The organism is Brucella haematophila (genome assembly GCF_005938105.1).
Classification (GTDB): domain Bacteria; phylum Pseudomonadota; class Alphaproteobacteria; order Rhizobiales; family Rhizobiaceae; genus Brucella; species Brucella haematophila.
Map to the genome: position 1 here is coordinate 365,981 of NZ_VCPE01000004.1, position 23,691 is coordinate 389,671.

Sequence of the window (23,691 nt, forward strand, 5' to 3'; positions counted from 1 at the left end):
GTGATACCCATGCCCATGCAGTCCGCTCACAAACGCATTCAGGAAATCACCGAGCGCATCCGTGAACGCTCCAAACCAACCCGCGAGGCCTATATTGGCCGCGTGCGCGAGGCAGCGTTGAAAAAGCCGAACCGCACGGTTCTGGCCTGCGCCAATCTCGCCCATGGTTTTGCGGCCTGCGGGCCGCATGACAAAGCGGCGCTGACTGGCGACGAAGTGCTGAATCTGGGCATCATCACCGCTTATAACGACATGCTCTCGGCGCATCAGCCGTTCGAGACTTTTCCGCAGCTCATTAAACAGGCTGCCCGCGATGCGGGCGGCGTTGCGCAGGTGGCAGGCGGCGTACCGGCGATGTGCGATGGCGTCACTCAGGGTTTCGCCGGGATGGAACTGTCGCTGTTCTCGCGTGAAGTCATTGCCATGGCCGCTGCTGTCGGCCTGTCGCATGACATGTTCGATGCCGCGGTTTATCTCGGCGTCTGCGACAAGATCGTGCCGGGCCTGATCATCGGCGCACTGACCTTCGGTCATCTACCTGCGATCTTCGTGCCTGCGGGTCCGATGACCAGCGGCTTGCCGAATGACGAGAAGGCAAAGACCCGCCAGCTTTATGCGGAAGGCAAGGTCGGGCGCGAGGAACTGCTGATCTCGGAATCCAAGTCCTATCACGGTCCCGGCACCTGCACGTTCTACGGCACCGCCAATTCCAACCAGATGCTGATGGAAATCATGGGCCTGCATTTGCCGGGCGCATCCTTCATCAATCCGGGCACGCCGCTGCGCGATGCGCTGACGCGCGAAGCCGCCAAGCGCGCGCTGGCGATCACGGCCTGCGGTAATGAATATACGCCTGTCGGCGAAATGCTGGACGAACGTTCTTTCGTCAACGGCATCATCGGCCTCAATGCCACTGGTGGTTCGACGAACCATACGATCCATCTGATCGCCATGGCTGCGGCGGCTGGCATCAAGCTGACCTGGCACGATATTTCCGAGATTTCGGACGTGGTGCCGCTGCTGGCCCGCGTCTATCCGAACGGTCTTGCCGATGTGAACCATTTCCACGCTGCTGGCGGCATGGGCTTCCTCATCCGCGAGCTTCTCGACGGCGGCATTCTTCATGAAGATGTGCGCACCGTCTGGGGCGAAGGACTGCGCCCTTACGCCATCGAGCCAAAGCTTGGCGCTGACGGCACCGTCATACGCGAGCCGGTTCCCGAAAAGAGCGGCGACGACAAGGTGCTGGCGAAAATTCATTCGCCATTCCAGCCGAGCGGCGGCCTCAAGGTGCTGACCGGCAATATTGGCAATGCGATCATCAAGGTTTCCGCCGTGAAGCCGGAGCGTCAGGTGATTGAAGCGCCTGCAAAGGTGTTCAACGATCAGGCCGAATTGCAGGCTGCCTTCAAGGCAGGCGACCTGACCGGCGATTTCGTTGCGGTGGTTCGCTATCAGGGCCCGAAAGCCAATGGCATGCCGGAACTGCACAAGCTGATGACCGTTCTCGGCATCCTGCAGGATCGCGGTCAGCGCGTGGCCCTCGTCACCGATGGTCGTTTGTCCGGCGCTTCGGGCAAGGTTCCTTCCGCAATCCATGTCACGCCGGAAGCACTCGATGGCGGCGCCATCGGAAAAATCCGCAATGGCGATGTTATCCGCCTGGATGCCGTCAATGGTACGCTGGAAGTTTTGATCAATCACGCGACACTCGACGCCCGACTTCAAGAGCGTCCCGATCTTTCCGCCAACGAACATGGCATGGGTCGCGAATTGTTCCGCGCCTTCCGGCAGATTGCCGGGCGGGCGGATGAGGGCGCTTCGGTCTTCTAGCACTACAGTTGCATTCTTCGCCATGCCGGGCTGCAACGCGCAATTTCCTGCGCGCCGGTGCTCACGTACCCAAAAGTACGCTCCGCTCCGGTGCTCGAAAATCACTCGTTTCGCCACGGCCTGACGAATTTGCAACTGTAGTGCTAAGAGGCGACGCCAACAAAATAAGGCAAAGCGGGTTTTGCACCGCTTTGCCTCTCAAATCGCACCAAATGGCGTAAAGAGGCGCGAAAAACGCCTCTCAATTGTGTCAGAAAACGGGCTTTTTTACGCCCGCACTGCGGCAAGCCGCCGTCAGCGTATTTGCCATCAGCATGGCGATGGTCATCGGGCCCACGCCGCCCGGAACCGGCGTGATTGCGCCCGCAACCTTCTCCGCATCCGCAAAATCGACATCGCCGACGAGGCGGGTTTTACCCTCGCCCTTTTCCGGTGCCGGAATGCGGTTGATGCCGACATCGATAACCGTCGCGCCGGGCTTGACCCAATCGCCCTTGACCATCTGCGGACGGCCAACTGCTGCGACCAGAATATCCGCCGTGCGTGCAATCGCCGGCAGGTCCTTGGTGCGGCTATGGGCAACCGTGACCGTTGCATTGGCCGCGAGCAGCAGATTGAACATCGGCTTGCCGACAATGTTGGAACGCCCGATCACCACGGCATTGAGACCGGAAAGATCGCGGCCATGAACACGCTCGATCATGATCATCGCACCGGCTGGCGTGCAGGGCACGAAGGCCGTATCGACCTCGCCAGTGCCCAGCTTGCCGACATTGATGAAGTGGAAGCCGTCCACGTCCTTGTCCGGTGAAATCGTCTGAATGACGCGGCCTGAATCGATATGCTTCGGCAGCGGCAGCTGCACCAGAATGCCGTGAATGGCCGGATCGTTGTTGAGGCTCTCGATCAGGTCGAGAAGCTCCTGCTCCGAAGCCGTGTCCGGCAGATCATGCTGAACGGAATGGAAGCCGCATTCCTTGGCCTTGCGGCCTTTGGAGGCGACATAGACCTGGCTCGCCGGGTCTTCACCCACGATCACCACGGCAATACCGGGAACGACGCCGGTCGCTGCAACGAGCTTTTCGGTTTCGGTCTTCACCGTGGAAACCACATCCTCGGCGAGCTTCTTGCCATCGATCAACTGGGCCATAGCGAGCGCTTCTTTCTGTTCGAAATATTGGCTTTGCGAGATAAACGGGCTGCAATGTCTGGGAGATACATCACATCCGTCGGGCATACATGCCAATAAGCGTCATGGCGCGCGATGACAATTGGCGAAAGCGCGACAAAGTGAAAATCGGGACAGGATTTTCAGAAGTTTCAGGAATGATGTCAGAACCGCGTGCCACGGTTCGCGCGTACATCGTCGATGGTGCGCTGCAACTCGTCCGCTTCTCCGACCGTATCAGCCCGATTGTTCTCGACTTCCCAGCGCGCGTTCGCTTCGCGAATGACGGCGGCAAGCCGCGTTTCGCCATAGGTTTCGAGCACATCTTCGGCTTCTGGTTCGTCCGGCGCCTGCCCTTCTCTCGACGGTTCCACCCTGCTTCCAAACAGGCACGAGAACAGACCGAGCCAGAGTCCGCCGAGCAATCCGGCCAGAAGTGAATTCTGCAACGACAGACCGTGCTGACTGGATGACAAATTCGCCGGTGCGACGAGGCGCACCGTGGCTCCCGTCGCCGACAAGGTGCTCATATCACCTTGCGCCGCACGCATTTGCGCATCTTCATAAAGCGCCTGCCGTGCCGCCAGATCGCGCTCCATCGCCTGAAGGCGATTGCGGTCTTCATCCGTCGCGGGCGCTGCATTCAGCCCCCTCATTGCAGAAGCCGCCTTCTGTTCGTTTTCGACAGCTTTTCGCAGATCGGCCTGAATCAGACTACGCTGATTGGCGATTTCCGTATCGATTTCAGCAGCAAGGGTTTTGGCCGCATCGCTTTGACCGGCCGCGCGATATTGATCGACGAGCGTACCCAGCACACCTGACCGCATGTCTTCCGGCAAACCATCCTGTAACAGGCTTTCCGCCGTCATATTGCTCAAGCGACCAGCCTCGGCACCGATCCGCGCCGTTTCTGCCTTGGCGTCGGCAAATGCACTCTCAAGCGCCGCACGATCACCGTCGCCGAAATTCCGGCTGGCGCGGAATGCTTCAACCGCCGCCTTGGCGGAAGCTGCATCCGCTTCCAGCGCCTGCAAACGTTCAGGCAAACCAACATCCGGCCCGCCCGTGCTTCCTGTCAGCTGATCGCGGAAAGCCTGCGCAACGGCATTAGCAACAGCCGTTGCCGTTTGCTGTGTTGCGGCCTTGGCTTCAACCGTGACGATGCCGCTATCGAGCGCCTGCGAAAATTCCAGATGCGGGCGAAGCAATGCCGCGCCCGTTTGCCCGGAAGGCGTCGCGGGGGCAGCCTCGCCTTCCGCTGTGGTGAAACGATCAAGCGCGTGGCGTAGCTGGTCAAGAAGTGGTGGAGGCCCGAAATCCTCCGGCGACTGGATACGCGCCAGCTGGGCAGCGCGATTCAGCACCGCCTCGGATGCTATCTCGCTGCGACGTTCGGAAGGAAACACCTGCAAGGATGTAGACACGCTATAATGCTGCGGATTAAGGGCCGCATAGCCAAGTCCCAGCAACCCGCCCAATAGGGTGAAGCCCAGAATGCGGCCCCAACGCAGACGCCAGCGCCCGCGAGGCTTGGCAGGCTGCGCCATAGCGGCTGGAGCAACAACAGCAGACACCGCGTGTTCCGTTTCGGCCTGCCTTTGCACGTCCGGCGCAGGCACTGCCGTTTGCGGTGCTGTTTCCGGCTCAAGCCGGGACTGCAATTCGGCGCGTATGGCGCTCATGCGCTGGCGCATATCGGCAGCAGGATCGTGAGCCATCGAAGGTGCAGCCGGTTCGCCGTCCAGCATTTCCTGCTTGCGGCGTAGAAGCTCATCGCGACGCCTGCGATGCTCACGCTCGGCCAGCAATTCTTCGGCAAGCTCGGCGGTGGTCCTGGTCGGGCTGACATCGGGCGCGACACCCTGAGACCGGGCCAGAAACTCGGGAGCATAAGCTAATAAGGGGCGCACAACAGCAGTTTGTCCCTTGTTGTTTTGCTCAACCATCGCTTTTTCCCGATGCCTATCCAAGCCCATCTACCGGTCCGAATGCCCGGACCATCCGCCCATGATCATGCCATAGCACAGACCACGAGAATTATGGCATCCACCATGGCAAACAAACCGTTAAAATTGTAATTTTCCATAGTGATTCATACCGATGCGCGACTGGAGGAAGCCAAGATGCCAACCAAAATGGAACATCCGGTCGATATGGGACGCCTCGAAGGCATTATTCAGTTCATTCAGGCAGCAGAACGCCTGAAAAGCACATTGCGTTCCGGCCATACCGCCGAAGGCCGTCCGGAAAGTACCGCCGAACACAGCTGGCGGCTGTGTCTTCTGGTTACATTATTCGACAAGGAGCTTGGCGATTGCGACCGCCTGCGTCTTCTCAAAATGTGCCTTGTGCATGATTTGGGCGAGGCGATTTCCGGCGATGTCCCGGCCATTCACCAAAGCGCCGACGATGGCCGCGCCGAGCGTGAAAAGGCCGATCTCATAAAACTATGCGCGCCGCTTCCCGACGATCTGCGTGCGGAAATTCTTGACCTGTGGGCCGATTATAATCGCGGCACCTCCCCCGAAGCGATCTTCGCCAAGGGTTTCGACAAGATCGAAACCATGCTCCAGCATAATATCGGGCTAAACCCGCCCGATTTCGATTATGCATTCAATCTCGGCTATGGCCTCAAGCAGACCGAGCGCCACCCGCTATTGCGCCAGTTTCGCACCCTTGTGGATGCGCAAACAGCGCGCAATGCCGACCGCCAGAAGCGATCAGTTTAGCGTCGCGAAGTGTCGCAGCGTGAAGACAATCTGGTAGAGCAAGGCGAGTGTAGCAAAGACCGCATGATAACGCCGGTTGTCCCAGAACATGGCGATGACGCTGAACACGATGAAACAGACCGTCTGGATCGGATATTCGATGCCATAGAGATGATAATGATCGACGCCTTTCAACAAGGTGTCGAGGACGTCCACGACATGGATCAGCGCCAGAATACCGAAGAACCACTTGCGCCGTGACAGGAAATAATCACGATAGCCGGTATATTCCTCCATGCTGTCGGGAAAGAGCAGCGTGCATTGCAGGAAATAAAGCCCGGCATAGAAAATAACGAAAAGATATTTTTCGAATGTCCATTGAGGAATAATTCTGAGGCCAAACTCGAACCACCAGAAATGCACCACCGACAGCAGCACGAAGGCCACCCAGGCCATATGCACCGGATAGATTCTCTGCTTGCCGGGATGCTGGATGAAACGCGCAACGCCGGTGAGAAGGCGCGAAACGCACAAGCCCAGAATCATGCCAATGATGATGCGGACGTGGCCGAATGCTTCTGCTGGCGGAATACCAGTAGTCAAAGACGGATCCATTGGCCCCTCATTCCAACCGCGCGGATAAACTTAAAAATCCGCAATTTCCATGCAATTTCCTCAAGACATACTGAGCGATATTTTATGAGGCTTCAATAATTCACGGGCAAGAAAGCTATAGTTTCCGCAGTTTTATGTTTTGTCTGCTCGTATCGATCAAATATGGCACAGCCGCCTTGCGGATCGCGAAGGCAGAGGTTTATACCGTCTGCAAACAACCCGGGCGCTCCGGCGCCGAAACATTCAGACAGGCGGAACAATCACTATGCAGGATACGGTCATTCTCGTCGGTTGCGGCAATATGGGCTTCGCCATGCTCAAAGGCTGGCTCGACAACGGCATTTTGAAAGCTGGCGACGTTCATGTCGTCGAGCCGACGGATGCGCTGCGCGAGCGCGCTGCGGGCGCTGGCGTTCATGCCTATTCCAGCGCGGAAGCGCTGCCTGCCGACCTCAAGCCGCGCATGATACTGGTTGCCGTCAAGCCGCAGGTCATGAACGCTGTTCTGCCTGCCTATAAGCGCTTTGCGCCTGCCGCCACCTTTGTCAGTGTTGCAGCCGGCATCCCGGTTGCGCTGTTCGAGACGCATCTGGGCCACGATGCAGCCATCCTCCGCTGCATGCCCAATACGCCTGCCGCCATTGGCAAGGGCATGATGGTGACCTTCAAGAACGCCAATGTGACCGCCGATAATGAAGCTTTCGTCGCACGCCTGCTCGCCACTTCGGGCAAAGTTACAAGCGTCGATGACGAAGCGCTGATGGATGCCGTCACGGCGGTTTCGGGCTCCGGCCCGGCCTATGTGTTCCACTTCATCGAAGCACTGACCGATGCTGGCGTCACCGCTGGTCTGCCCCGTGAAACGGCAGGGCTTCTCGCCATGCAGACCGTGATGGGTGCGGGCGCGCTTGCCGATGCCAGCACCGACACGCCGTCGAAACTGCGCGAGCAGGTGACGAGCCCGAACGGCACCACGGCTGCTGCGCTGGAAGTGCTGATGGGCGGCGACCGCCTCAAGACGCTTGTTGCCGAGGCCGTTGAAGCAGCGCGCAAGCGTTCCGAGGAACTCGGCAAGGCCTAATTAGCAAGTCTCGGCACCGCTTCGATCAGCGCTCTGGTAACGGGCGCTTGCGGTGTCAGGATCAGCTCCTGCGTCGGGCGGTTTTCAACAACCCGCCCGCGTTCCATCACCGCAATGCGATCCGCCATAAGTGCTGCAACCGCAAGATCATGGGTGATGAAGAGATAGGCCGTCTGTTCGGCCCTTTGTATCTCCCGCAACAGATCGAGAATTGCGCCGCGCACCGTCACATCGAGCGCCGAAACTGCTTCATCCAGCACAATCAGTGAAGGGGATGTCGCAAGCGCGCGGGCAATTGCCACGCGCTGTCGCTGGCCGCCGGAAATTTCGTGCACCCCACGCCGCGCAAGCGCCGGATCAAGCCCGACCTTTTCCAGCAGATCTGCGATATCGCGTTTGATGCCGTGAATGCGCAGCGGTTCATGCAGAAGATCGCTGACACTGGTGCGGGGATTGAAAGCGGATAGCGGGTCCTGAAACACCATCTGCATGCGCGCACGGCGCCTGCGCAGTACAGCACCTTGCAATGCCAGCCAATCCTCGCCTTCGAAACGGATCGCCCCGCTTTCCAGCGGGTGCAGGCGCAGCAAAGCACGCGCAAGCGTGGACTTGCCGCTGCCCGACGGGCCGACCAGCGCCAGCGTTTCACCTTTGGCGATCTCAAGGCCGACATGGTCGAGCGCCAACGCATCGCCATAACGCGCCACCAGCCTGTCAGCCTGCAACAAAGCCTCAGCCATGGGGTGTCAACTCCAGTGCAGGCACAGCCGCAATCAGCGCGCGCGTATAGTCCGTCTGCGGTGCGTCGATGATCACCCGCGTTTCGCCGCTTTCCACAAGCCCACCCCGGCGAAAAACTGCGATACGATCCGCAAGCCCGGATGCGAGTGCAATATCATGCGTGATGAAGATCAGGGTCATGCCGTCTTCGCGCACCAGTTTGCGCAGCAGCGCCACGATTTCCTTTTGAACGATGGTGTCGAGCGCGCTTGTCGGCTCGTCGGCGATCAGCACACGGGGATTGGCAGCAATGGCCAGCGCTATGGCGATACGCTGCTTTTGCCCGCCGGAAAACTGATGCGGATAGCGGTGAAAACTCTGTTCCGCATCGGGGATATGCACGCGCTCAAGCAGGGCGAGCGAGCGCACCTTGGCGGCTTGTCTATCCAGTTTGTCGTGTGCGCGAATGGTTTCTACCAATTGCGCGCCGATACTCATCAGCGGGTCGAAGCTCGACGCCGGGTCCTGAAAGACAAAGCCGATATCGCGTCCGGGCTTCATCGGCCCCTCGGCCCAGTCAATGCGCCCCGATACCCGCGCATTGACAGGCAGAAGCCCGGCAAGCGCCAGCGCCAGCGTGCTTTTACCGGAGCCGCTCTCACCGATAATGGCAAGCGTTTTGCCCGCTTCTACATCAAGCTGGACTTTGCCCAGCGCCGTTTCGCGCCCATAGGTGACAGAGAGATTTTCCAGCTTCACAAGCAGGCTCATGATTGCACCTCGCGCCGTGTAGCGGCGGCCGTCACACCCTCGCCCGCCAGATAGACGCCAACGACGGTCAATGCCAATGCCAGTCCCGGCACAATCGAAAGCCACGGCGCGGAGCGCAGCACCGTCCGGCCTTCCGCAATCATGCCGCCCCATGTGACCCGGTTCGGATCACCCAGCCCCAGAAAGGACAGCGCCGCCTCGATCAATATGGCCGAAGCGACGATCACCGGCACCAGCGCCAGAACCGGCGGCAAGGCATTGGGCAAGATCTGACGAAAGGCGATCTCCAGCGGATGCATACCGATGGTGCGAGCCGACGCCACATAATCGCGTTCGCGGATCGATAGCACCTGCCCGCGTGTCAGCCTTGCTGCCTGCGTCCAGCTTGAAAGCACGATTGCCGCCACCAGAACCGGCAATGACGGCCCGGCAAGACTGACCAGCGCCAGCGCCAGGAGAAAGCCCGGCACGGTCTGAAAGGCCTCGGTGATCCGCATCAGGATTTCATCGACAATCCCGCCTGCAAAGCCTGCCAGCACACCGACCGCGCTGCCGACAAGGATGGAGGCCAAAGCCGCCGCAAGCCCGACAATCAGCGAGGTGCGCCCGCCATGGAAAAGCTCGGCCAGCACATCGCGCCCGAGCCGGTCTGTACCGAGCGGAAAGGCGCTATTTTCGAATGGCGCCAGCAAGGGGGAAGCAACGATCCGCAGCGGATCACCGGGGAAGAGGAGCGGCGCCAGCAGCGCGGCTGCGACGAGGATCGTCAGGATGATCGAACCCGCCAGACCTTCGCCGGTTTTGAGGCTGCGCAGAAAAACCTTCATGCCCGGGCCTTTCCTGCCGTCCGCTGGGCAATGCGCGGGTCGAGCCAGACATAGAGAAGGTCGACAACAAAATTGACCACGATCACCATGATCGCACTTGTGAGAATGACGCCCAGAAGCAAGGGCGTATCGCGGCTTGCAACGGCTTCCTGCGCCAATCGCCCGAGGCCGGGAACCGCAAAGACGCTTTCAATCACCACGCTGCCGCCCAACATGCTGGCCGCCTGCAATCCGAGCAGGGTGACCAGCGGTAACAGCGCATTGCGCGCCACATGGCGCAACACGATGCGCGGTCGTGAAATGCCGCGTGCGCGCAAAGCCCGCACGAAATCCATCCGCCATATGTCAGCCATCGCAGCGCGCATGACACGCAGATAGAGCGCCAGATAAATCAGCGCCAGCGACACAACCGGCAGCACCAGATGACGCATTACATCGCCTGCTCGCGCCAAACCCTGCTTGCCCGATGCAATCGTTTCGATGCCGCTCGATGGCAACCAGCGCAGTCGGATCGAAAACAGGATGACCAACACCAGCGCCAGCCAGAAACCCGGAATGGCATAGAGCACGAGAGAAGTGATCGACAGAAACCGATCCCGGAAACTGCCGGGTCTTGCGCCTGCGACAAGCCCAAGCAAAGTGCCGACAGCGAAGGACAGTGCCGTCGCCGCGCCCATGAGCAGAAGCGTATTGGGCAACCGCTCCAGAATGACGCCGAGAATAGGCCTGTTGAAACTGACCGACCAGCCGAGATTGCCCTGCAAAAGAGAGGCGAGATAGGCGACAAGCCGATGCCAGACCGACTGATCCAGTCCCCAGCGGGCGCGCATATCAGCTATCTGCGTTGCATCACCGCCAAAACTGACGGCATAGGCGTCAACCGCATCGCCGGGGGCAAGTTCCAACATCAGAAAGCAACCGACGACAACAATCAGCAGCACAAGAATGCTGCCGATCAAACGTTTCCGGAGAAGGGTTAGAATCTGCGCCACGCCGCGACGATACAATCAACGCGATGTTTCGTCACCGTTCTATCGCGGTTCAACCCAGGTATCGGCCCAGTTGGAAACAGCCCAGCGCGGATTGTTGGAAACATTCTTCACCCGCTCATTGGCAACCGTGATGAAACCCCATTCGGCAACATTGATAAGCGGCAGGTCCGCTTCCACTTTCTGCTGGAACTGATGGTAAAGCGCCGTGCGTTTCGCCTCATCAATCTCGCGTGCTGCGGCGGCAATCAGGGTATCCAGTTCTGCATTGGCATAGCCGCCCTGATTGGAGAATGGCACACCCGCTGGAATGCCGCTTTCAACCAGAATAGTCGTGGAGATAGCCGGATCGCCACGATAGACGGTTGGCGCAATAGCGAGGTCGAAGTCGTGGTCGGTATAGACCGCCTTCTGATGCGCCGCCGCGTCGTTGTTGACGATGCGCGCATCAATGCCAATCGCGGCCAGAGCCTGGCGCAGATAATCACCGAACTGTCTGGTCTCGTTGAAATAGGGCGCAGGCAGCAGCTTCAGCGCGAAGCGCATTCCGCCATCGCCCCGCTTGTAGCCCGCCTCGTCCAGCAGCGCATTCGCCTTGGCCACATCGAACGGATAGGACGGCACATCATCCGTATAAAACTGACTATCATAGCGTGGCACAGGACCGGTCGATGTCTTGGCATAGCCAAGGAATATGGTCTTCACCACAAAGTCGCGGTCGATCGCATGGGCAATCGCCTGACGAACCTTCAGATCCGCCAGTTCCTTGCGGCGATGATTGATTTCCACCACGAGCTGATAGGTCAGGGCCTCATAGCCCTTGGAAACGACCGTCAGCCCCGGCACTTTCGAAATACGGTCAAGGTCGGCCAGCGGCACGGCGGAGAACGCAGCCAGATCAATCTCTTCGGCCTCCAGCGCGCCGGCTGCGGCAGCCCGGTCGGGCAGAACACGATAGACGATCTCGTCGAGATAGGGCTCGCCCCCGCCCCAATAGGCATCATTCCGGACCAGCCGGTAATATTCGCCGGTCTTGTGCTCCGCATATTTGAACGGTCCCGTACCGATTAGCTTTTCATTGGCCGGATTGGCCGCAATATCGGTTCCCGCGAAAACATGTTTCGGCAGAACAGCAGTCAGCGCTGGAAGAGCGTTGCGTATGAGCTGGAACGGTGTCGGCTCCGAGAAATGAAAGATGGCGGTATGATCATCCGGCGTTTCCACCTTTTCCAGCGCCTTGAACACGACGCGGCCAAGATTTTGCAATGGCTTCCAGACCTCAAGCGCGGAAAAGGCCACATCTGCCGCCGTAAACGGCGTGCCGTCATGCCATTTGACGCCTTCACGCAGGCGGAATGTTACCGTCAGCCCGTCAGCCGAGCCTTCCCAGCCGGTGGCCAGACGTGGGCTCAAGCCGTTTTCGCCGTCGAATGAAGCTTCGGCCAGAGGTTCTACAATCTTGCTTGCAACGAAAAACACGCCATTGGAAGCGACGATAGCCGGATTGAGATTGCGCGGTTCGGAATCCGCAGCCACCACAAGCCGCCCGCCCTTTTGCTCATCACCAGTTGCCCGCGCCCATTTTGGCCATGCGGTTGACGCGGCCAAAAAAGTCGAGCCGACCAGAAAAGTTCTTCGCGACGTGGTGAATTGAGACATGACCCCTCCGGCCCCGCATTTTTCTTACCGTCAGCATATTTCTATCGCAGCCGTCCGCAAATGACAGGGTCAAAACCTGTCACCACGACAATAAATATTGAAAATCATTTCCTTTTTTGAATATTTTTACCAATAGATCAATACAGTATAATCCAATTATATGCCCGCTGATTGTTCAGTATTTCGCAGAATATTGCTGAATTAATTTTTCACATAATGCCTATCTTAAGAAATTCTCCTCTTGCCAAACAGGCGCCTTTGCATAGATCATGGTTAATTATGTGTTGTCGCATTTCGTGAGGAGCGAGCACGATCAGCACATGACGACAGGAGAATACCCCTGCTCCTGTTTCACCCACTTGCAGGCCCGATAGAAATCCGGCTGCGAGTTTTTTGAAGCTGAACCACATTGGAAGAGAGGAAACAGAAATGTCTAGTTTGCTGCCCCCGCTTCATGACGGTCACGCACCGATCTATCTTCATCACGCATTTCAGGATGCAGTTGACGCTTATGAAGATTGGACTTTGGAATCGGCCGAGCCGGTTGTTCAGGTCAATGGCAAGATTACGCGTATCAGCGTTGTCTTTCGCCGCCTGTGGAACTGCACCGACATGGTGCCGCGCCACACGCTGGAAGCATTGAAGGATATCGTTCCGTCGACACTGGTGCATGCGGAACGCTGGAAAGAAAACGCAACTTTTTCGGAAGCCGCCCATGTCATGCGCGCGGCTTTGGAACGGCGTAAGGCACGACGGCTCCCTGTCGTGTGCTGATATTTTGAAAACAGCCGAGCGGGCGGGTTCATACCCGCCCGCTTTTTTGTGCACGAAAGGTCGAACGCGGAAAGTATGATCTTTTTCAGCCGGAACGATCCCTTTATGAGCAATCAATAAGCCTCCCAAGCCCCATACAAATCATCTCAGGAGTTCCGATGCGTAAGCTGCTTACCGCCGCCCTCATTCTCGCTTTCTGCACAGCCGGATCGGCGATGGCAAAAACCATACGCGTCGGCGTCACACCCGGCCCGCACGCCCAGATCATGGAAAAGGTCAAGGAAGTGGCCGCCGCCAAGGGTCTGGAAATCGATATTCAGGAATTTTCCGATTACGTCATTCCGAACATGGCGCTGGCCGATGGCGCGATAGAAGCCAATTCATTCCAGCATCAGCCCTATCTCGACAATCAGGTTGCCGACCGCAAGTTCGACATTGTGAGCGTGGCGCAGTCCGTCAACTTCCCGATGGGCATGTATTCTAAGAAGCTGAAGGATATCTCCGAGCTTGCCGATGGCGCGACGGTTGCGATCCCCAATGATCCGACCAATGGCGCTCGCGCCCTGCTGGTTCTGGCCGATAACGGCCTGATCAAGATCGATCCGGCCAAGGGTCTGCGCGCCAGCGTCATTGATGTGACCGAAAACCCGAAGAACCTCAAATTCGTCGAGCTTGATGCAGCACAATTGCCGCGCTCGCTGGAAGATGTTGAGGCCGCCGTCATCAACACCAATTACGCCATGGAAGCTGGCCTTAACCCGGCCAAGGATCCGCTGATCCGCGAAGGTGAAAAGGCGCCCTATTTCAACATCATCGCCGTGCGCACCGCAGACAAGGACGCCGACTGGGTCAAGGAACTGGTCAGCGCCTATCACAGTCCCGAAGTGAAGGCCTTCATCGAAGATACCTTCAAGGGCTCGGTTCAGCCGTCCTGGTAAGCGGCTTCGCCCGACGCTAGAGCGGCTCCGATTAAAACGGAATCGCTCTATCTATTTGTTTTTACGCATTATCCTACGCATCGAAGCAGGATAAGAAATCAGTCCAGTGAACTGATTTCCCTGCGTAGACGCTACGCACTTTTGCTGGAAGTGCTCTATCGCAAAAGAAAACGCCGGCCCGAGAGTATCGGACCGGCGTTTTGCATTGGTTGACTGAATAGATTCAGAGCTTGCGGAACCGCACGCGTGCGCTGCGCTCGATAGCGGCAACGGTCAGTTCGTCCAGCGTCCAGCGGTCGCGCAGCATCTGGAGAAACTCCAGTTCTTCCTGCTCGACATGCAGATCGGCGGCGGCGACTTCAACCGCCAGCGCATAAGCCGTATCGTAGAGCTTTTCCGGCAGCGCGTCATGGGCAAGGTCGAGGATCTTTTCCAGACCGTCTTCATCGGCCAGCAGTGCGTAGCATTCATTGGCAAGGCGCGGCAGCTCGGCCGTATCGAACCCACGGAACACCGGAAGGCGCGTCACCACATTACCGATGGACTCCAGTTCGGCATCGGACATCGTCGTATCGGCAGCCGACGTTGTGATCATGATGTAGACGAGCGCATCCTGCGGCGAGATTTTCTTCATCGGGTACTCCTCAGCAACACTAGAGCATTTCCAGCAAAAGTGCGTAGCGGCTTTGCGTAGGATAATGCGTAAAAACAAACAGATAGAGCGGCTCTGCGATTCCGTTCCAACCGAAACCGCTCCAGGATCGGAATCAGCGTTTCCGGTTACAATTTGCGGGAAAGTTAGGAAGCCTCCTGCGGTTACGCAAGGAAATTCCGCACCAGCCGTTGACGACACGGGGTTGGCGCGCCATAGAGCATAAGCACGGATTTGTGCACCGTTTTTCAAAAATCACGCCCTTCACAGGATATCAGGATAAAACCATGACCTCGCATCGTCTGCCCGAAATCACGCTGACCCCGGAACTGACCGCGGCGGCTGCAGACGTGAAAGCATGGCCCTTTGAAGAGGCAAAGAAAATCCTCAAGCGCTATGCCAAGACCGGCCTGCCGGACACGGTGATCTTCGAAACCGGCTATGGCCCGTCAGGCCTGCCGCATATCGGCACCTTCGGCGAAGTGGCCCGCACCTCGATGGTGCGCCATGCCTTCCGTGTTCTGACGGAAGACAAGGTGAAGACGCGCCTGATCTGCTTCTCCGACGATCTCGACGGCATGCGCAAGATTCCGGACAATGTGCCGGACAAGGCCGCTCTCGAGCCTTATCTGCAAATGCCGCTTTCGTCGGTGCCGAACCCGTTCGGTGGTGAATACAAGAGCTTTGCCGAGCATAACAATGCCATGCTCTGCCGCTTCCTCGACACCTTCGGCTTCGACTATGAATTCGCAAGCGCAACGGAATATTACAAGTCCGGCAAGTTCGATGCCGTGCTGCTCAAGGCCGTCGAGCGCTATGACGATATCATGAAGGTCATGCTGCCGACGCTCGGCGAAGAGCGTCAGGCGACCTACAGCCCGTTCCTGCCGATTTCACCCAAGTCAGGCCGCGTGCTCTACGTGCCGATGAAGAAGGTCGACGCCAAGGCTGGCACGATCACTTTCGACGATGACGGCGTTGAAACCACCCTTCCCGTCACGGGTGGCAATGTGAAGCTGCAGTGGAAGCCGGATTTCGGCATGCGCTGGGCAGCGCTCGGCGTCGACTTCGAAATGTTCGGCAAGGACCACCAGACTAATTCGGAAATCTACGACCGTATCTGCGTTATCCTAGGCGGACGCGCGCCGGAACATTTCGTCTACGAACTGTTCCTCGACCAGCTCGGCCAGAAGATTTCCAAGTCCAAGGGCAACGGCATCTCGATCGATGAATGGCTTTCCTATGCGCCGACCGAAAGCCTTGCGCTGTACAATTATCAGAAGCCGAAGACGGCAAAGCGTCTTTATTTCGATGTCATCCCGAAGGCGGTGGACGAATATTTCACCTATCTTTCGGCCTATGACCGTCAGGAATGGAAAGACCGCCTGAACAATCCGGTCTGGCATATCCATTACGGCAATCCGCCAAAGGTCAACCTGCCGGTTACCTTTGCCCTGATGCTCAATCTCGTCAGCGCGTCGAATGCAGAAAGCCCGTCGGTTCTGTGGGGCTTCATCTCGCGCCACGCACCGGGTGTCACGCCGGAAAACAATCCGGAGCTGGACGCGCTTGTCGGTTACGCGATCCGTTACTTCAACGATTTCGTCAAGCCGACCAAGCAGTTCCGCGCACCGGACGATGTGGAGCGCGCTGCACTGGAAGCGCTGGATGCGAAGCTTGGAACCCTGCCTGCCGGAACCGATGGCAATGACATCCAGAACGCCATTCTGGACGTTGCCCGCGCCATCGAACGCTATCAGGATCACACCAAGAAAAGCCCGGAAGGCGGCCCCGGCGTGTCGGTTTCCTTCTTCCAGATGCTCTATGAAGTGCTGATCGGTCAGGAACGCGGTCCCCGCTTCGGCTCTTTCGTCGCGCTTTACGGTATCGACGAAACTCGCGCCCTGATCAAAAAGGCGCTGGCAGGCGAACTGGCCTGATCCGACATCCCAATGAGAAGCCCCGCAGCCACCACCCGGCGCGGGGCTTTTTTTGTGCCTGAAATCACCGCCGTGGTTTGCACCGATTGACTCTGCTCCTCACAGTAGGTAGTACGGTCTACCTACTGTGAGGAAATCCGAGATGACGACCGTTCAAACTCCATTTCCGGCTTCGACGGAAAGCGCGCGCGAAAAGCTGCTCAACGCCGCTGCAGTCCTTTTCTACAATCATGGGATTGGCGGAACGGGTATCGACGCGATCGTTGAAAAGGCAGGCGTTGCCAAGAAGAGCCTCTATAACAATTTTGCGTCCAAAGCCGATCTCGTGAACCAGTATCTCGAAGTGCGGCATGCCGAATGGCTGGGCCTTTACGATGTGCGCCTGCAACAGGCGGTCACGCCACAGGAGAAGGTTCTCGCGATTTTCGACGCCTATCAGGATCACGCCGAATTTGCCTATGAGCACGGGTTTCGCGGGTGCGGTTTGTTGAATGCCGCAGCCGAACTAACCGTCGGCGATATCGGGCGTCAGGCCGTAAAAAATCACAAGCGTGAAGTTGAAGCCTTGCTGGCGGGCCATTTGGCAGAACTGCTGCCGGAAGCGCCCGAGCGGGCGGCGGCACTGGCCCGGACATTATCCTTTCTGCTGGAAGGAGCGATGTCACGTGCCGGACTTGAGGGAAACAGCACCTGTATTCAGGAAGCGCGGGCAATGGCATCGGACATGCTGGGGACATTATGAGCACTTCATCCCGCAATTATGCGATTGGCGTCGCCGCCATTCTGTTTTCCTCCGCAGTCTGGGGCACGACCGGCACAGCGGCCACCTTTGCCCCGGAAGTGGGTGCTGCCGCTATCGGCGCGGCCGCCATGGGTGTGGGCGGACTGATGCAGGCGGTCCTTGCCGGGCGCGGCATCATGCGCGCATTGCCGCAGCTGGCCCAGCACCGGCGCAATCTCGCCCTGGGCGGACTGGCCGTCGCCATTTATCCGCTCGCTTTCTACGCCTCGATGCGCATGGCTGGCGTGACCATCGGAACCGTGGTGACGCTCGGTTCCGCACCACTGCTTTCTGCGCTGATCGAATATGTGTTCGACGGGTCCCGACTGTCCCGGCAATGGTTGTGGGGGGCCATGATCGGGCTGCTTGGCATGATCCTCATATCAGTCGCCGAGGGATCGGCCCATAGCGGCATTCAAACCGGAAGCTCCGTGCTGATTGGTATCGGGCTGGGACTGGTCGGCGGTTTGACCTATGCGCTCTATTCATGGACCGCACGCGGACTGATCCTGAGCGGCATACATTCATCCGTCGCGATGGGTGCGACCTTTGGCATTGGCGGTCTGTTGCTGATGCCGGTCCTGCTGATGACCGGCGCGCCCTTCCTCGCCTCCTGGAACAATGCCGCAGTCGGCATCTACATGGCGCTGGTGCCGATGTTCCTCGGCTATGTCTGCTTCGGCATCGGCCTTGCGCGTATTCCGGCGAGCATGGCCACGACGATCACGCTGGTCGAGCCGGTTATCGCCGCGCTGCTGGCCGTGATCATTGTCGGGGAACGCCTCCCAGCCATGGGCTGGCTGGGCGTTGCACTGGTCATCGCCTGCCTGATTGTCATCACCGTTCCGCTGAAACCAGCCTCACGCACAATCCCGAAGGCAACAGCCGAAGCCTAGTTTGCCGGTGCAGGTGTTGGCGCCGCCGGCGCTGGCGGGAATTCACCCTGCTGCGGAGAAGGTGAGGACGGTTGCGGCTCCGTTTCTGGCGCGAGCGGCGACGGATTGTTCAAACCATTGCCCGGGTCAGGCTCGAGGCTCTGCAAAGAAGCATCGGGCTTGTCTCCGAAAATGCCAAGACGTGCATCTTCCGCCTTGCGGCCCGCATCGGCATAAGCACCGTCTGGCGCGGCCTTTGCCCAGCCATTCGTCACCAGCCATTCGGCGGCATCGTCATTGCCCAGCTTGCAAGCAGTGGCGATAGCAGCGCCGCTGTCGTTCTGCGGCAGTCGGCACATGATGGCACGCGAACGCAGCCATTGCCGGAAAGCCGTCCGCGCCTGCATGCCGCAAGGCCAGCTTTCCCCTGCTGCCGTCTGGCAAGTCTGCTCGACCGGCACGACCTCGATGCCCTGCAAATCAATCAGGCGACCCTGGCTTTCCAGCCGTCCCGCAGCCACAGCGACGGGGCGTTGCAGAAGCTGCATATCCTCGTTCTCGCCAACCTGCGTGAGTGGCTGAGTGCTGGTCTCCGTCGGCGCGACGGGTTCCGGCGGCTTTGGCGAGGCGGCCAATCCCAGATCGCTGAGCGGCGGCCGCGGCGCTTCACGTTGAAGCCCGTTTGCCTCATCGCTGGAATTGCCGGATGGCGCATTTTGTTGATCACCCGCAGGCGGGGTCTGTGTCTTCGCGTCGGCGTTGCTATCCGGTTCGTTATAATCGAACTGTTCGACAACAATGCCGTTGCCGGAACCGCCATTCGGCTTCGCCGCATCGCCATCACTGGTGATCACCTGCACCGGCCCATCGAGCGCGCCGTAAAAAGGGGCAATGAAAGCTGCGGCCAGCAGCGCGCCGGTCAATCCGGCGAGACTGCCATAAACGAAGCGCGAATGGCTTCTTGTCTGCGACTGCGCCATTACTGGCTGGCCCATAGAATTCTGGCGATCCATTCCACATCCTTGGTTTCAAAGCTGCGGTTTGAATGCTCTGGATTGAGCGAATGCAATTCGATTGTACGTGGTGTCTGGCGATAAAGGATTTTGGCCATGACTTCTCCGTCCTTGGTTCGCACCACCACGCGGTCGCCGCGACGCACCGGCGCATTGGGCGCGACGATCAACGTATCGCCGTCACGGTAAAGGGGCAACATGCTGTCGCCCGAAACTTCCAGCGCATACACACCTTCGCTGGTGCCCACAGGAAATTCCACAATGTCCCAGCCCTGCCCTGCGGGAAAACCGGCATCGTCGAAATAGCCGCCTGTACCAGCCTCCGCCATGCCAAGAAGCGGGATCGGCTGCGGATCCTGCAAATACTCGCCGAAACCCTGGTTCGCAGTACCGCTGCCACCCATCAGGCGCGTGAGTTCTTCAAAGCTCGCGCCAGTGGCTTCCATCACCTTGGCGAGCGACTCCGTCGAGGGCCAGCGCGCGCGGCCATCGGCAGCGTAACGCTTCGATTTGTTGAAGGTCGTGGGGTCAAGACCGGCGCGGCGCGCTAGCCCCGACGCGCTCAGGGAATGACGCTCGGCCAACGCGTCTATCGCCGCCCAGATGCTGTCGTGAGAAAACATGGTATGATCCGCCAATTTCAGGCAGGTCTCTTCCCACGACGAACTCGAAACCATGGGGGACGCGCCGCTTAGGATTTTAAACCTATAACTTGTGCCGACTTTTGCCAGAACCTACCGAAAATTGGGGTTTTGCGCAAGATGCACGAATTGACAGGGAAAATTTTCTTAATTAGCTGTCGCCGAAAAGTGGGGGCAATAAAAAAGCGCGGTGTTTTCACACCGCGCTTTCCAGATTTTCGAAGCCTATGGATCAAGCCGCTTTTTTGGTTTCGCCCTTGTAGGGGTTGAACCGCTGGTAGAAGCTTTCGCCGTTCTCGGCCATGTCGAGAAGCAGCTTCGGGGCCTTGAATTGCTGGCCGTATTTCTTCTGCAACTCCTTGGCAAGCTTGACGAATTTCTTCGCGCCCATGCCATCAATATAGGACAGCGTGCCGCCCGTATAAGGTGCAAAACCGAAAGCCAGGATCGAGCCGACATCCGCCTCGCGCGGATCGGTGACAATGCCTTCTTCCATCACGCGGGCAGCTTCGAGAGCGATGGTGACGAGGAAGCGTTCCTTCAGCTCCTTCACATCGATCTTGTCGGGGTCCTGCTGCGGATAGAGATCCTTGAGACCAGCCCAGAGATGCTTCTTGGCAGGCTTGGCCGGGTATTCGTAGAATCCCTTGCCATTCTTGCGGCCCTTGCGGTCGAACTCGTTGACGAGCCTGTCCACCAGTTCAACATGGCGCGGATCGACAGCCTTCTCGCCAAGATCGGCAAGCGTTGCCTTGAGGATCTTCTGCGAGAGATCGATGGCGGTTTCGTCATTGAGCGCCAGCGGACCAACGGGCATACCGGCCATACGGGCGGCATTTTCGATCATCGCAGCCGGAACGCCTTCGACCAGCATGTTGTAGGCTTCCGACATATAGCGCAGCACGCAACGATTGACGTAGAAGCCGCGCGTGTCGTTAACAACAATCGGCGTCTTCTTGATCGCGCGGACATAATCGAGCGCGACGGCCAAAGCCTTGTCGGAGGTCTTCTTGCCGAGAATGACTTCCACCAGCATCATCTTATCAACAGGCGAGAAGAAGTGGATGCCGATGAAGTTTTTCGGACGCTTCGAGACCTTGGCAAGACCACTGATCGGCAGGGTCGAGGTGTTCGATGCGAAAATCGCCGAAGACTTCAGCACTTCCTCGGCCTTCTCGGTCGCAACGCGCTTGACGTCGCGGTCTTCGAACACGGCTTCGATCACCAGATCGGCGCCGTCGAGTTCAGCATAGTCAGGCGTTGCAGTGATGAGCGACAGGAGCTTTTCCTTGTCGGCCTCGGTGGCACGGCCCTTCTGCATTTCCTTGGTCACGAGATCAGCCGTATGGGCCTTGCCCTTGTCGGCGGCTTCCTGATCGCGGTCGATCAGCACCACCGGAATGCCCGCCTTGGCGGTGACATAGGCAATGCCTGCACCCATGAAACCAGCGCCGATGACGCCGATTTTCTTGAGCTTGGTCGGCTTTTCATCCGCCGGGCGGCGTGCGCCCTTGTTCAGTTCCTGCAACGACACGAACAGCGAACGGATCATCATGCCCGCTTCGGTCGTCTGGAGGATTTCGGTGAAATAGCGCTGCTCGATTTTGAGGCCGGTATCGAATGGCACCAGCAGGCCCTCGTACACCGACTTCAGAATAGCCAGCGCCGCCGGGTAATTGCCGGATGTTTCGCGGCGCAGAATGGCGGTCGCAGCAGGCCAGAGATTGGCGCCTGCGGCGGAATAGATCGCGCCGCCCGGCAGCTTGAAGCCCTTCTCATCCCAAGGCTGAACCGGCTTGAGGCCGCCCTTGATGAGCTTCTTGGCGGTTTCAACCAGCTTCTTTGCCGGTGCGACTTCCGTGACGAGACCCATCGCCTTGGCGCGCTGCGCCGTCAGGCTGGAGCCGGTCGTCATCATCTGGAGTGCATCCTGCTGGTTGGCAAGACGCGGAACGCGCTGCGTACCACCAGCGCCCGGGAACAGGCCGACCTTCACTTCCGGCAGCGCCAGCTTCACACCCGGCGCATCCGACACAACACGCGCATGGCAGGAAAGCGACATTTCAAACGCACCGCCCATGCAGGTGCCGTTGATGGCTGAAACCCACGGCTTGCCGCTGGTTTCCAGCTTGCGGAACAGACCACTCATCTTGCCGACATTGTCGAAGAGAGACTGGACAGCGCCCTGTGGGTCCTTGGCCTTCTGCTTCTGGAACTCCTTGAACATGCCTTCCAGCATGGTCAGGTCGGCACCGCCGGAGAAGCTTTCCTTACCGGACGTGATGACCACGCCCTTGATCTTGTCGTCCGCGACCACCGCGTCGATGATGGCGTTCAGTTCCTGCATCACCTCGACGGTGAACACATTCATCGACTTTTCAGGCATGTCCCAGGTAACGAGGGCAATGCCGTCGGCGTCGGTCTCAACTTTGAAATTCGTGTAAGCCATTCGTAAAAACCTCCCTCGCTTTATACGCGCTCGATGATCGTCGCCGTGCCCATACCGGCACCGATGCACAAGGTCACCAGCGCGGTGTTGAGATCGCGGCGTTCCAGCTCATCCAGCACCGTACCGAGGATCATCGCGCCGGTTGCGCCAAGCGGATGGCCCATAGCAATCGCGCCGCCATTGACGTTGATCTTGTCGTGCGGAATATCGAAGGCCTGCATGTAGCGCAGGACCACAGCGGCGAAAGCTTCGTTGAGTTCGAACAGGTCGATGTCCGAAATCTTCAGCTTGGCCTGCTTGAGCAGCTTTTCCGTTACATCGACCGGGCCGGTCAGCATCAGCGCCGGGTCGGAGCCGATATTGGCGAAAGCGCGGATGCGGGCACGCGGCTTGATGTCGAATGCCTTGCCTGCCTTCCTGGAGCCAACCAGAACGCCCGCCGCACCGTCGACGATGCCCGACGAATTACCGGCATGGTGGACGTGATTGACCGTTTCGATTTCCGGATGCGCCTGAATGCCAACGGCGTTGAAACCGCCCATTTCGCCCGGCATAACGAAGGACGGGTTCAACTGTCCAAGCGCCTGCATGTCGGTCGTCGGGCGCATATGTTCATCATGGTCGAGAATGGTCAGGCCATTCTGATCCTTGATCGAAATGACCGAATTCTTGAAATAACCCTTTTCCCACGACTTGGCGGCGCGCTTCTGGCTTTCGACAGCATAGGCATCGACATCGTCGCGGCTGAAACCGTATTTCGTGGCAATCAGATCGGCAGAAACGCCCTGCGGCATGAAATAGCCGGGGAAGCCGACCGATGGGTCCATGTACCAGGCGCCGCCCGACATGCCCATGCCGACGCGGGACATGCTTTCAACGCCGCCAGCAACCACCAGTTCGTCCGCGCCGAAAGCAACTTTCGCGGCAGCGAGGTTGATCGCATCGAGACCAGAAGCACAGAAGCGCGAAATCTGGATGCCCGGAGCCTTGAAGTCGTAACCGGCTTCAAAAGCGGCAGAGCGCGGAATGACAGCGCCAGCTTCGCCGACCGGATCGACACAGCCGAAAATAATGTCATCGACCTTTGCGGTATCGATGCCGTTGCGGTCGCGCAGGGATTCCAGAACCTTCGCGCCCAGACGCACGGCAGGCACTTCATGCAGGCTACCGTCTTTCTTGCCGCGCCCGCGCGGCGTCCGCACGTGATCGTAAATATAAGCCTCAGCCATTTTTTCTCCTTCCCGCCGGGTCCGAAGA

General features: G+C 58.6%; 21 protein-coding genes. 8 read left to right on the forward strand and 13 right to left on the reverse strand.

Translation table 11 applies throughout. The features are described from left to right. Positions 1-9 precede the first annotated feature (9 nt). Positions 10-1,833, forward strand: coding sequence for a phosphogluconate dehydratase (gene edd / locus FGI60_RS09240; RefSeq protein WP_078339818.1), 1,824 nt, complete (start codon positions 10-12; stop codon positions 1,831-1,833). Positions 1,834-2,083: 250 nt separating this feature from the next. Here the strand turns inward: edd and folD are convergent, their stop codons facing one another. Both folD and FGI60_RS09250 read right to left on the reverse strand, forming a co-directional pair. Beyond that, the gene (gene folD / locus FGI60_RS09245) at positions 2,084-2,983 is read right to left on the reverse strand and encodes a bifunctional methylenetetrahydrofolate dehydrogenase/methenyltetrahydrofolate cyclohydrolase FolD (protein WP_138784931.1); all 900 of its coding nucleotides are present in this window, start codon (positions 2,981-2,983) and stop codon (positions 2,084-2,086) included. A gap of 182 nt (positions 2,984-3,165) precedes the next feature. Next, complete coding sequence (locus tag FGI60_RS09250) at positions 3,166-4,947, reverse strand: GumC domain-containing protein (protein ID WP_138784932.1); 1,782 nt, start codon at positions 4,945-4,947, stop codon at positions 3,166-3,168. A gap of 177 nt (positions 4,948-5,124) precedes the next feature. Between FGI60_RS09250 and FGI60_RS09255 the strand changes: the two genes are divergently transcribed. Further along, on the forward strand, positions 5,125-5,730 hold the full coding sequence (locus tag FGI60_RS09255; protein WP_138784933.1) for an HD domain-containing protein: 606 nt from the start codon (positions 5,125-5,127) through the stop codon (positions 5,728-5,730). Here FGI60_RS09255 and FGI60_RS09260 read toward each other — a convergent pair. After that, positions 5,722-6,324 carry a hypothetical protein gene (locus FGI60_RS09260; protein ID WP_078339821.1) on the reverse strand — a complete coding sequence of 201 codons (603 nt, stop codon included), beginning with the start codon at positions 6,322-6,324 and terminating at the stop codon, positions 5,722-5,724. The two genes, FGI60_RS09255 and FGI60_RS09260, sit on opposite strands and share 9 nt — an antisense overlap. Positions 6,325-6,589: 265 nt before the next feature. On the opposite strand from FGI60_RS09260, the gene proC reads away from it, so the two are divergent. Then, the gene (gene proC / locus FGI60_RS09265) at positions 6,590-7,405 is read left to right on the forward strand and encodes a pyrroline-5-carboxylate reductase (RefSeq protein WP_138784934.1); all 816 of its coding nucleotides are present in this window, start codon (positions 6,590-6,592) and stop codon (positions 7,403-7,405) included. Here the strand turns inward: proC and FGI60_RS09270 are convergent. Genes FGI60_RS09270 through FGI60_RS09290 form a run of 5 tightly spaced genes read right to left on the reverse strand, consistent with a single transcriptional unit; the run spans position 7,402 to position 12,371 of the window. After that, positions 7,402-8,145, reverse strand: a complete 744-nt coding sequence (locus FGI60_RS09270; RefSeq protein ID WP_138784935.1) for an ABC transporter ATP-binding protein — start codon at positions 8,143-8,145, stop codon at positions 7,402-7,404. The genes proC and FGI60_RS09270 overlap by 4 nt on opposite strands. Then, positions 8,138-8,896 carry an ATP-binding cassette domain-containing protein gene (locus FGI60_RS09275; protein WP_138784936.1) on the reverse strand — a complete coding sequence of 253 codons (759 nt, stop codon included), beginning with the start codon at positions 8,894-8,896 and terminating at the stop codon, positions 8,138-8,140. The genes FGI60_RS09270 and FGI60_RS09275 overlap by 8 nt, the downstream gene beginning before the upstream one ends. Next, a complete protein-coding gene (locus tag FGI60_RS09280; protein ID WP_138784937.1) occupies positions 8,893-9,723 on the reverse strand; it encodes an ABC transporter permease in 831 nt (276 codons plus the stop codon). Before FGI60_RS09280 ends, FGI60_RS09275 begins: the two co-directional genes overlap by 4 nt. Next, the gene (locus FGI60_RS09285; protein ID WP_138784967.1) at positions 9,720-10,715 is read right to left on the reverse strand and encodes an ABC transporter permease; all 996 of its coding nucleotides are present in this window, start codon (positions 10,713-10,715) and stop codon (positions 9,720-9,722) included. Before FGI60_RS09285 ends, FGI60_RS09280 begins: the two co-directional genes overlap by 4 nt. A gap of 39 nt (positions 10,716-10,754) precedes the next feature. Beyond that, complete coding sequence (locus tag FGI60_RS09290) at positions 10,755-12,371, reverse strand: ABC transporter substrate-binding protein (protein WP_138784938.1); 1,617 nt, start codon at positions 12,369-12,371, stop codon at positions 10,755-10,757. Between the two features lie 429 nt (positions 12,372-12,800). Between FGI60_RS09290 and FGI60_RS09295 the strand changes: the two genes are divergently transcribed. Beyond that, complete coding sequence (locus tag FGI60_RS09295; protein WP_138784939.1) at positions 12,801-13,145, forward strand: BRA0787 family protein; 345 nt, start codon at positions 12,801-12,803, stop codon at positions 13,143-13,145. Positions 13,146-13,303: 158 nt separating this feature from the next. Further along, positions 13,304-14,083: a MetQ/NlpA family ABC transporter substrate-binding protein gene (locus FGI60_RS09300; RefSeq protein WP_138784940.1), complete on the forward strand. Its 780-nt coding sequence runs from the start codon at positions 13,304-13,306 to the stop codon at positions 14,081-14,083. A gap of 223 nt (positions 14,084-14,306) precedes the next feature. Here the strand turns inward: FGI60_RS09300 and FGI60_RS09310 are convergent, their stop codons facing one another. After that, on the reverse strand, positions 14,307-14,717 hold the full coding sequence (locus FGI60_RS09310; RefSeq protein WP_138784941.1) for a tellurite resistance TerB family protein: 411 nt from the start codon (positions 14,715-14,717) through the stop codon (positions 14,307-14,309). A 305-nt stretch (positions 14,718-15,022) separates the two neighbouring features. Between FGI60_RS09310 and FGI60_RS09315 the strand changes: the two genes are divergently transcribed. The 3 genes from FGI60_RS09315 to FGI60_RS09325 all read left to right on the forward strand — a co-directional run bounded on the left by FGI60_RS09315 (position 15,023) and on the right by FGI60_RS09325 (position 18,352). Further along, complete coding sequence (locus FGI60_RS09315) at positions 15,023-16,675, forward strand: lysine--tRNA ligase (protein ID WP_138784942.1); 1,653 nt, start codon at positions 15,023-15,025, stop codon at positions 16,673-16,675. A gap of 142 nt (positions 16,676-16,817) precedes the next feature. Next, entirely contained in the window at positions 16,818-17,417 is a 600-nt protein-coding gene (locus tag FGI60_RS09320) for a TetR/AcrR family transcriptional regulator (protein WP_138784943.1), read from the forward strand. Further along, a complete protein-coding gene (locus FGI60_RS09325; protein ID WP_138784944.1) occupies positions 17,414-18,352 on the forward strand; it encodes a DMT family transporter in 939 nt (312 codons plus the stop codon). Before FGI60_RS09320 ends, FGI60_RS09325 begins: the two co-directional genes overlap by 4 nt. Here the strand turns inward: FGI60_RS09325 and FGI60_RS09330 are convergent. From FGI60_RS09330 to FGI60_RS09345, 4 genes are all read right to left on the reverse strand, one after another. Next, a complete protein-coding gene (locus FGI60_RS09330; RefSeq protein WP_138784969.1) occupies positions 18,349-19,311 on the reverse strand; it encodes a thermonuclease family protein in 963 nt (320 codons plus the stop codon). The genes FGI60_RS09325 and FGI60_RS09330 overlap by 4 nt on opposite strands. Next, positions 19,311-19,967, reverse strand: coding sequence for a S24 family peptidase (locus FGI60_RS09335; protein WP_138784945.1), 657 nt, complete (start codon positions 19,965-19,967; stop codon positions 19,311-19,313). The genes FGI60_RS09330 and FGI60_RS09335 overlap by 1 nt, the downstream gene beginning before the upstream one ends. Positions 19,968-20,217: 250 nt before the next feature. Further along, on the reverse strand, positions 20,218-22,434 hold the full coding sequence (locus tag FGI60_RS09340) for an FAD-dependent oxidoreductase (protein WP_138784946.1): 2,217 nt from the start codon (positions 22,432-22,434) through the stop codon (positions 20,218-20,220). A 20-nt stretch (positions 22,435-22,454) separates the two neighbouring features. Further along, the gene (locus FGI60_RS09345; protein ID WP_138784947.1) at positions 22,455-23,663 is read right to left on the reverse strand and encodes an acetyl-CoA C-acetyltransferase; all 1,209 of its coding nucleotides are present in this window, start codon (positions 23,661-23,663) and stop codon (positions 22,455-22,457) included. Positions 23,664-23,691: the final 28 nt, after the last annotated feature.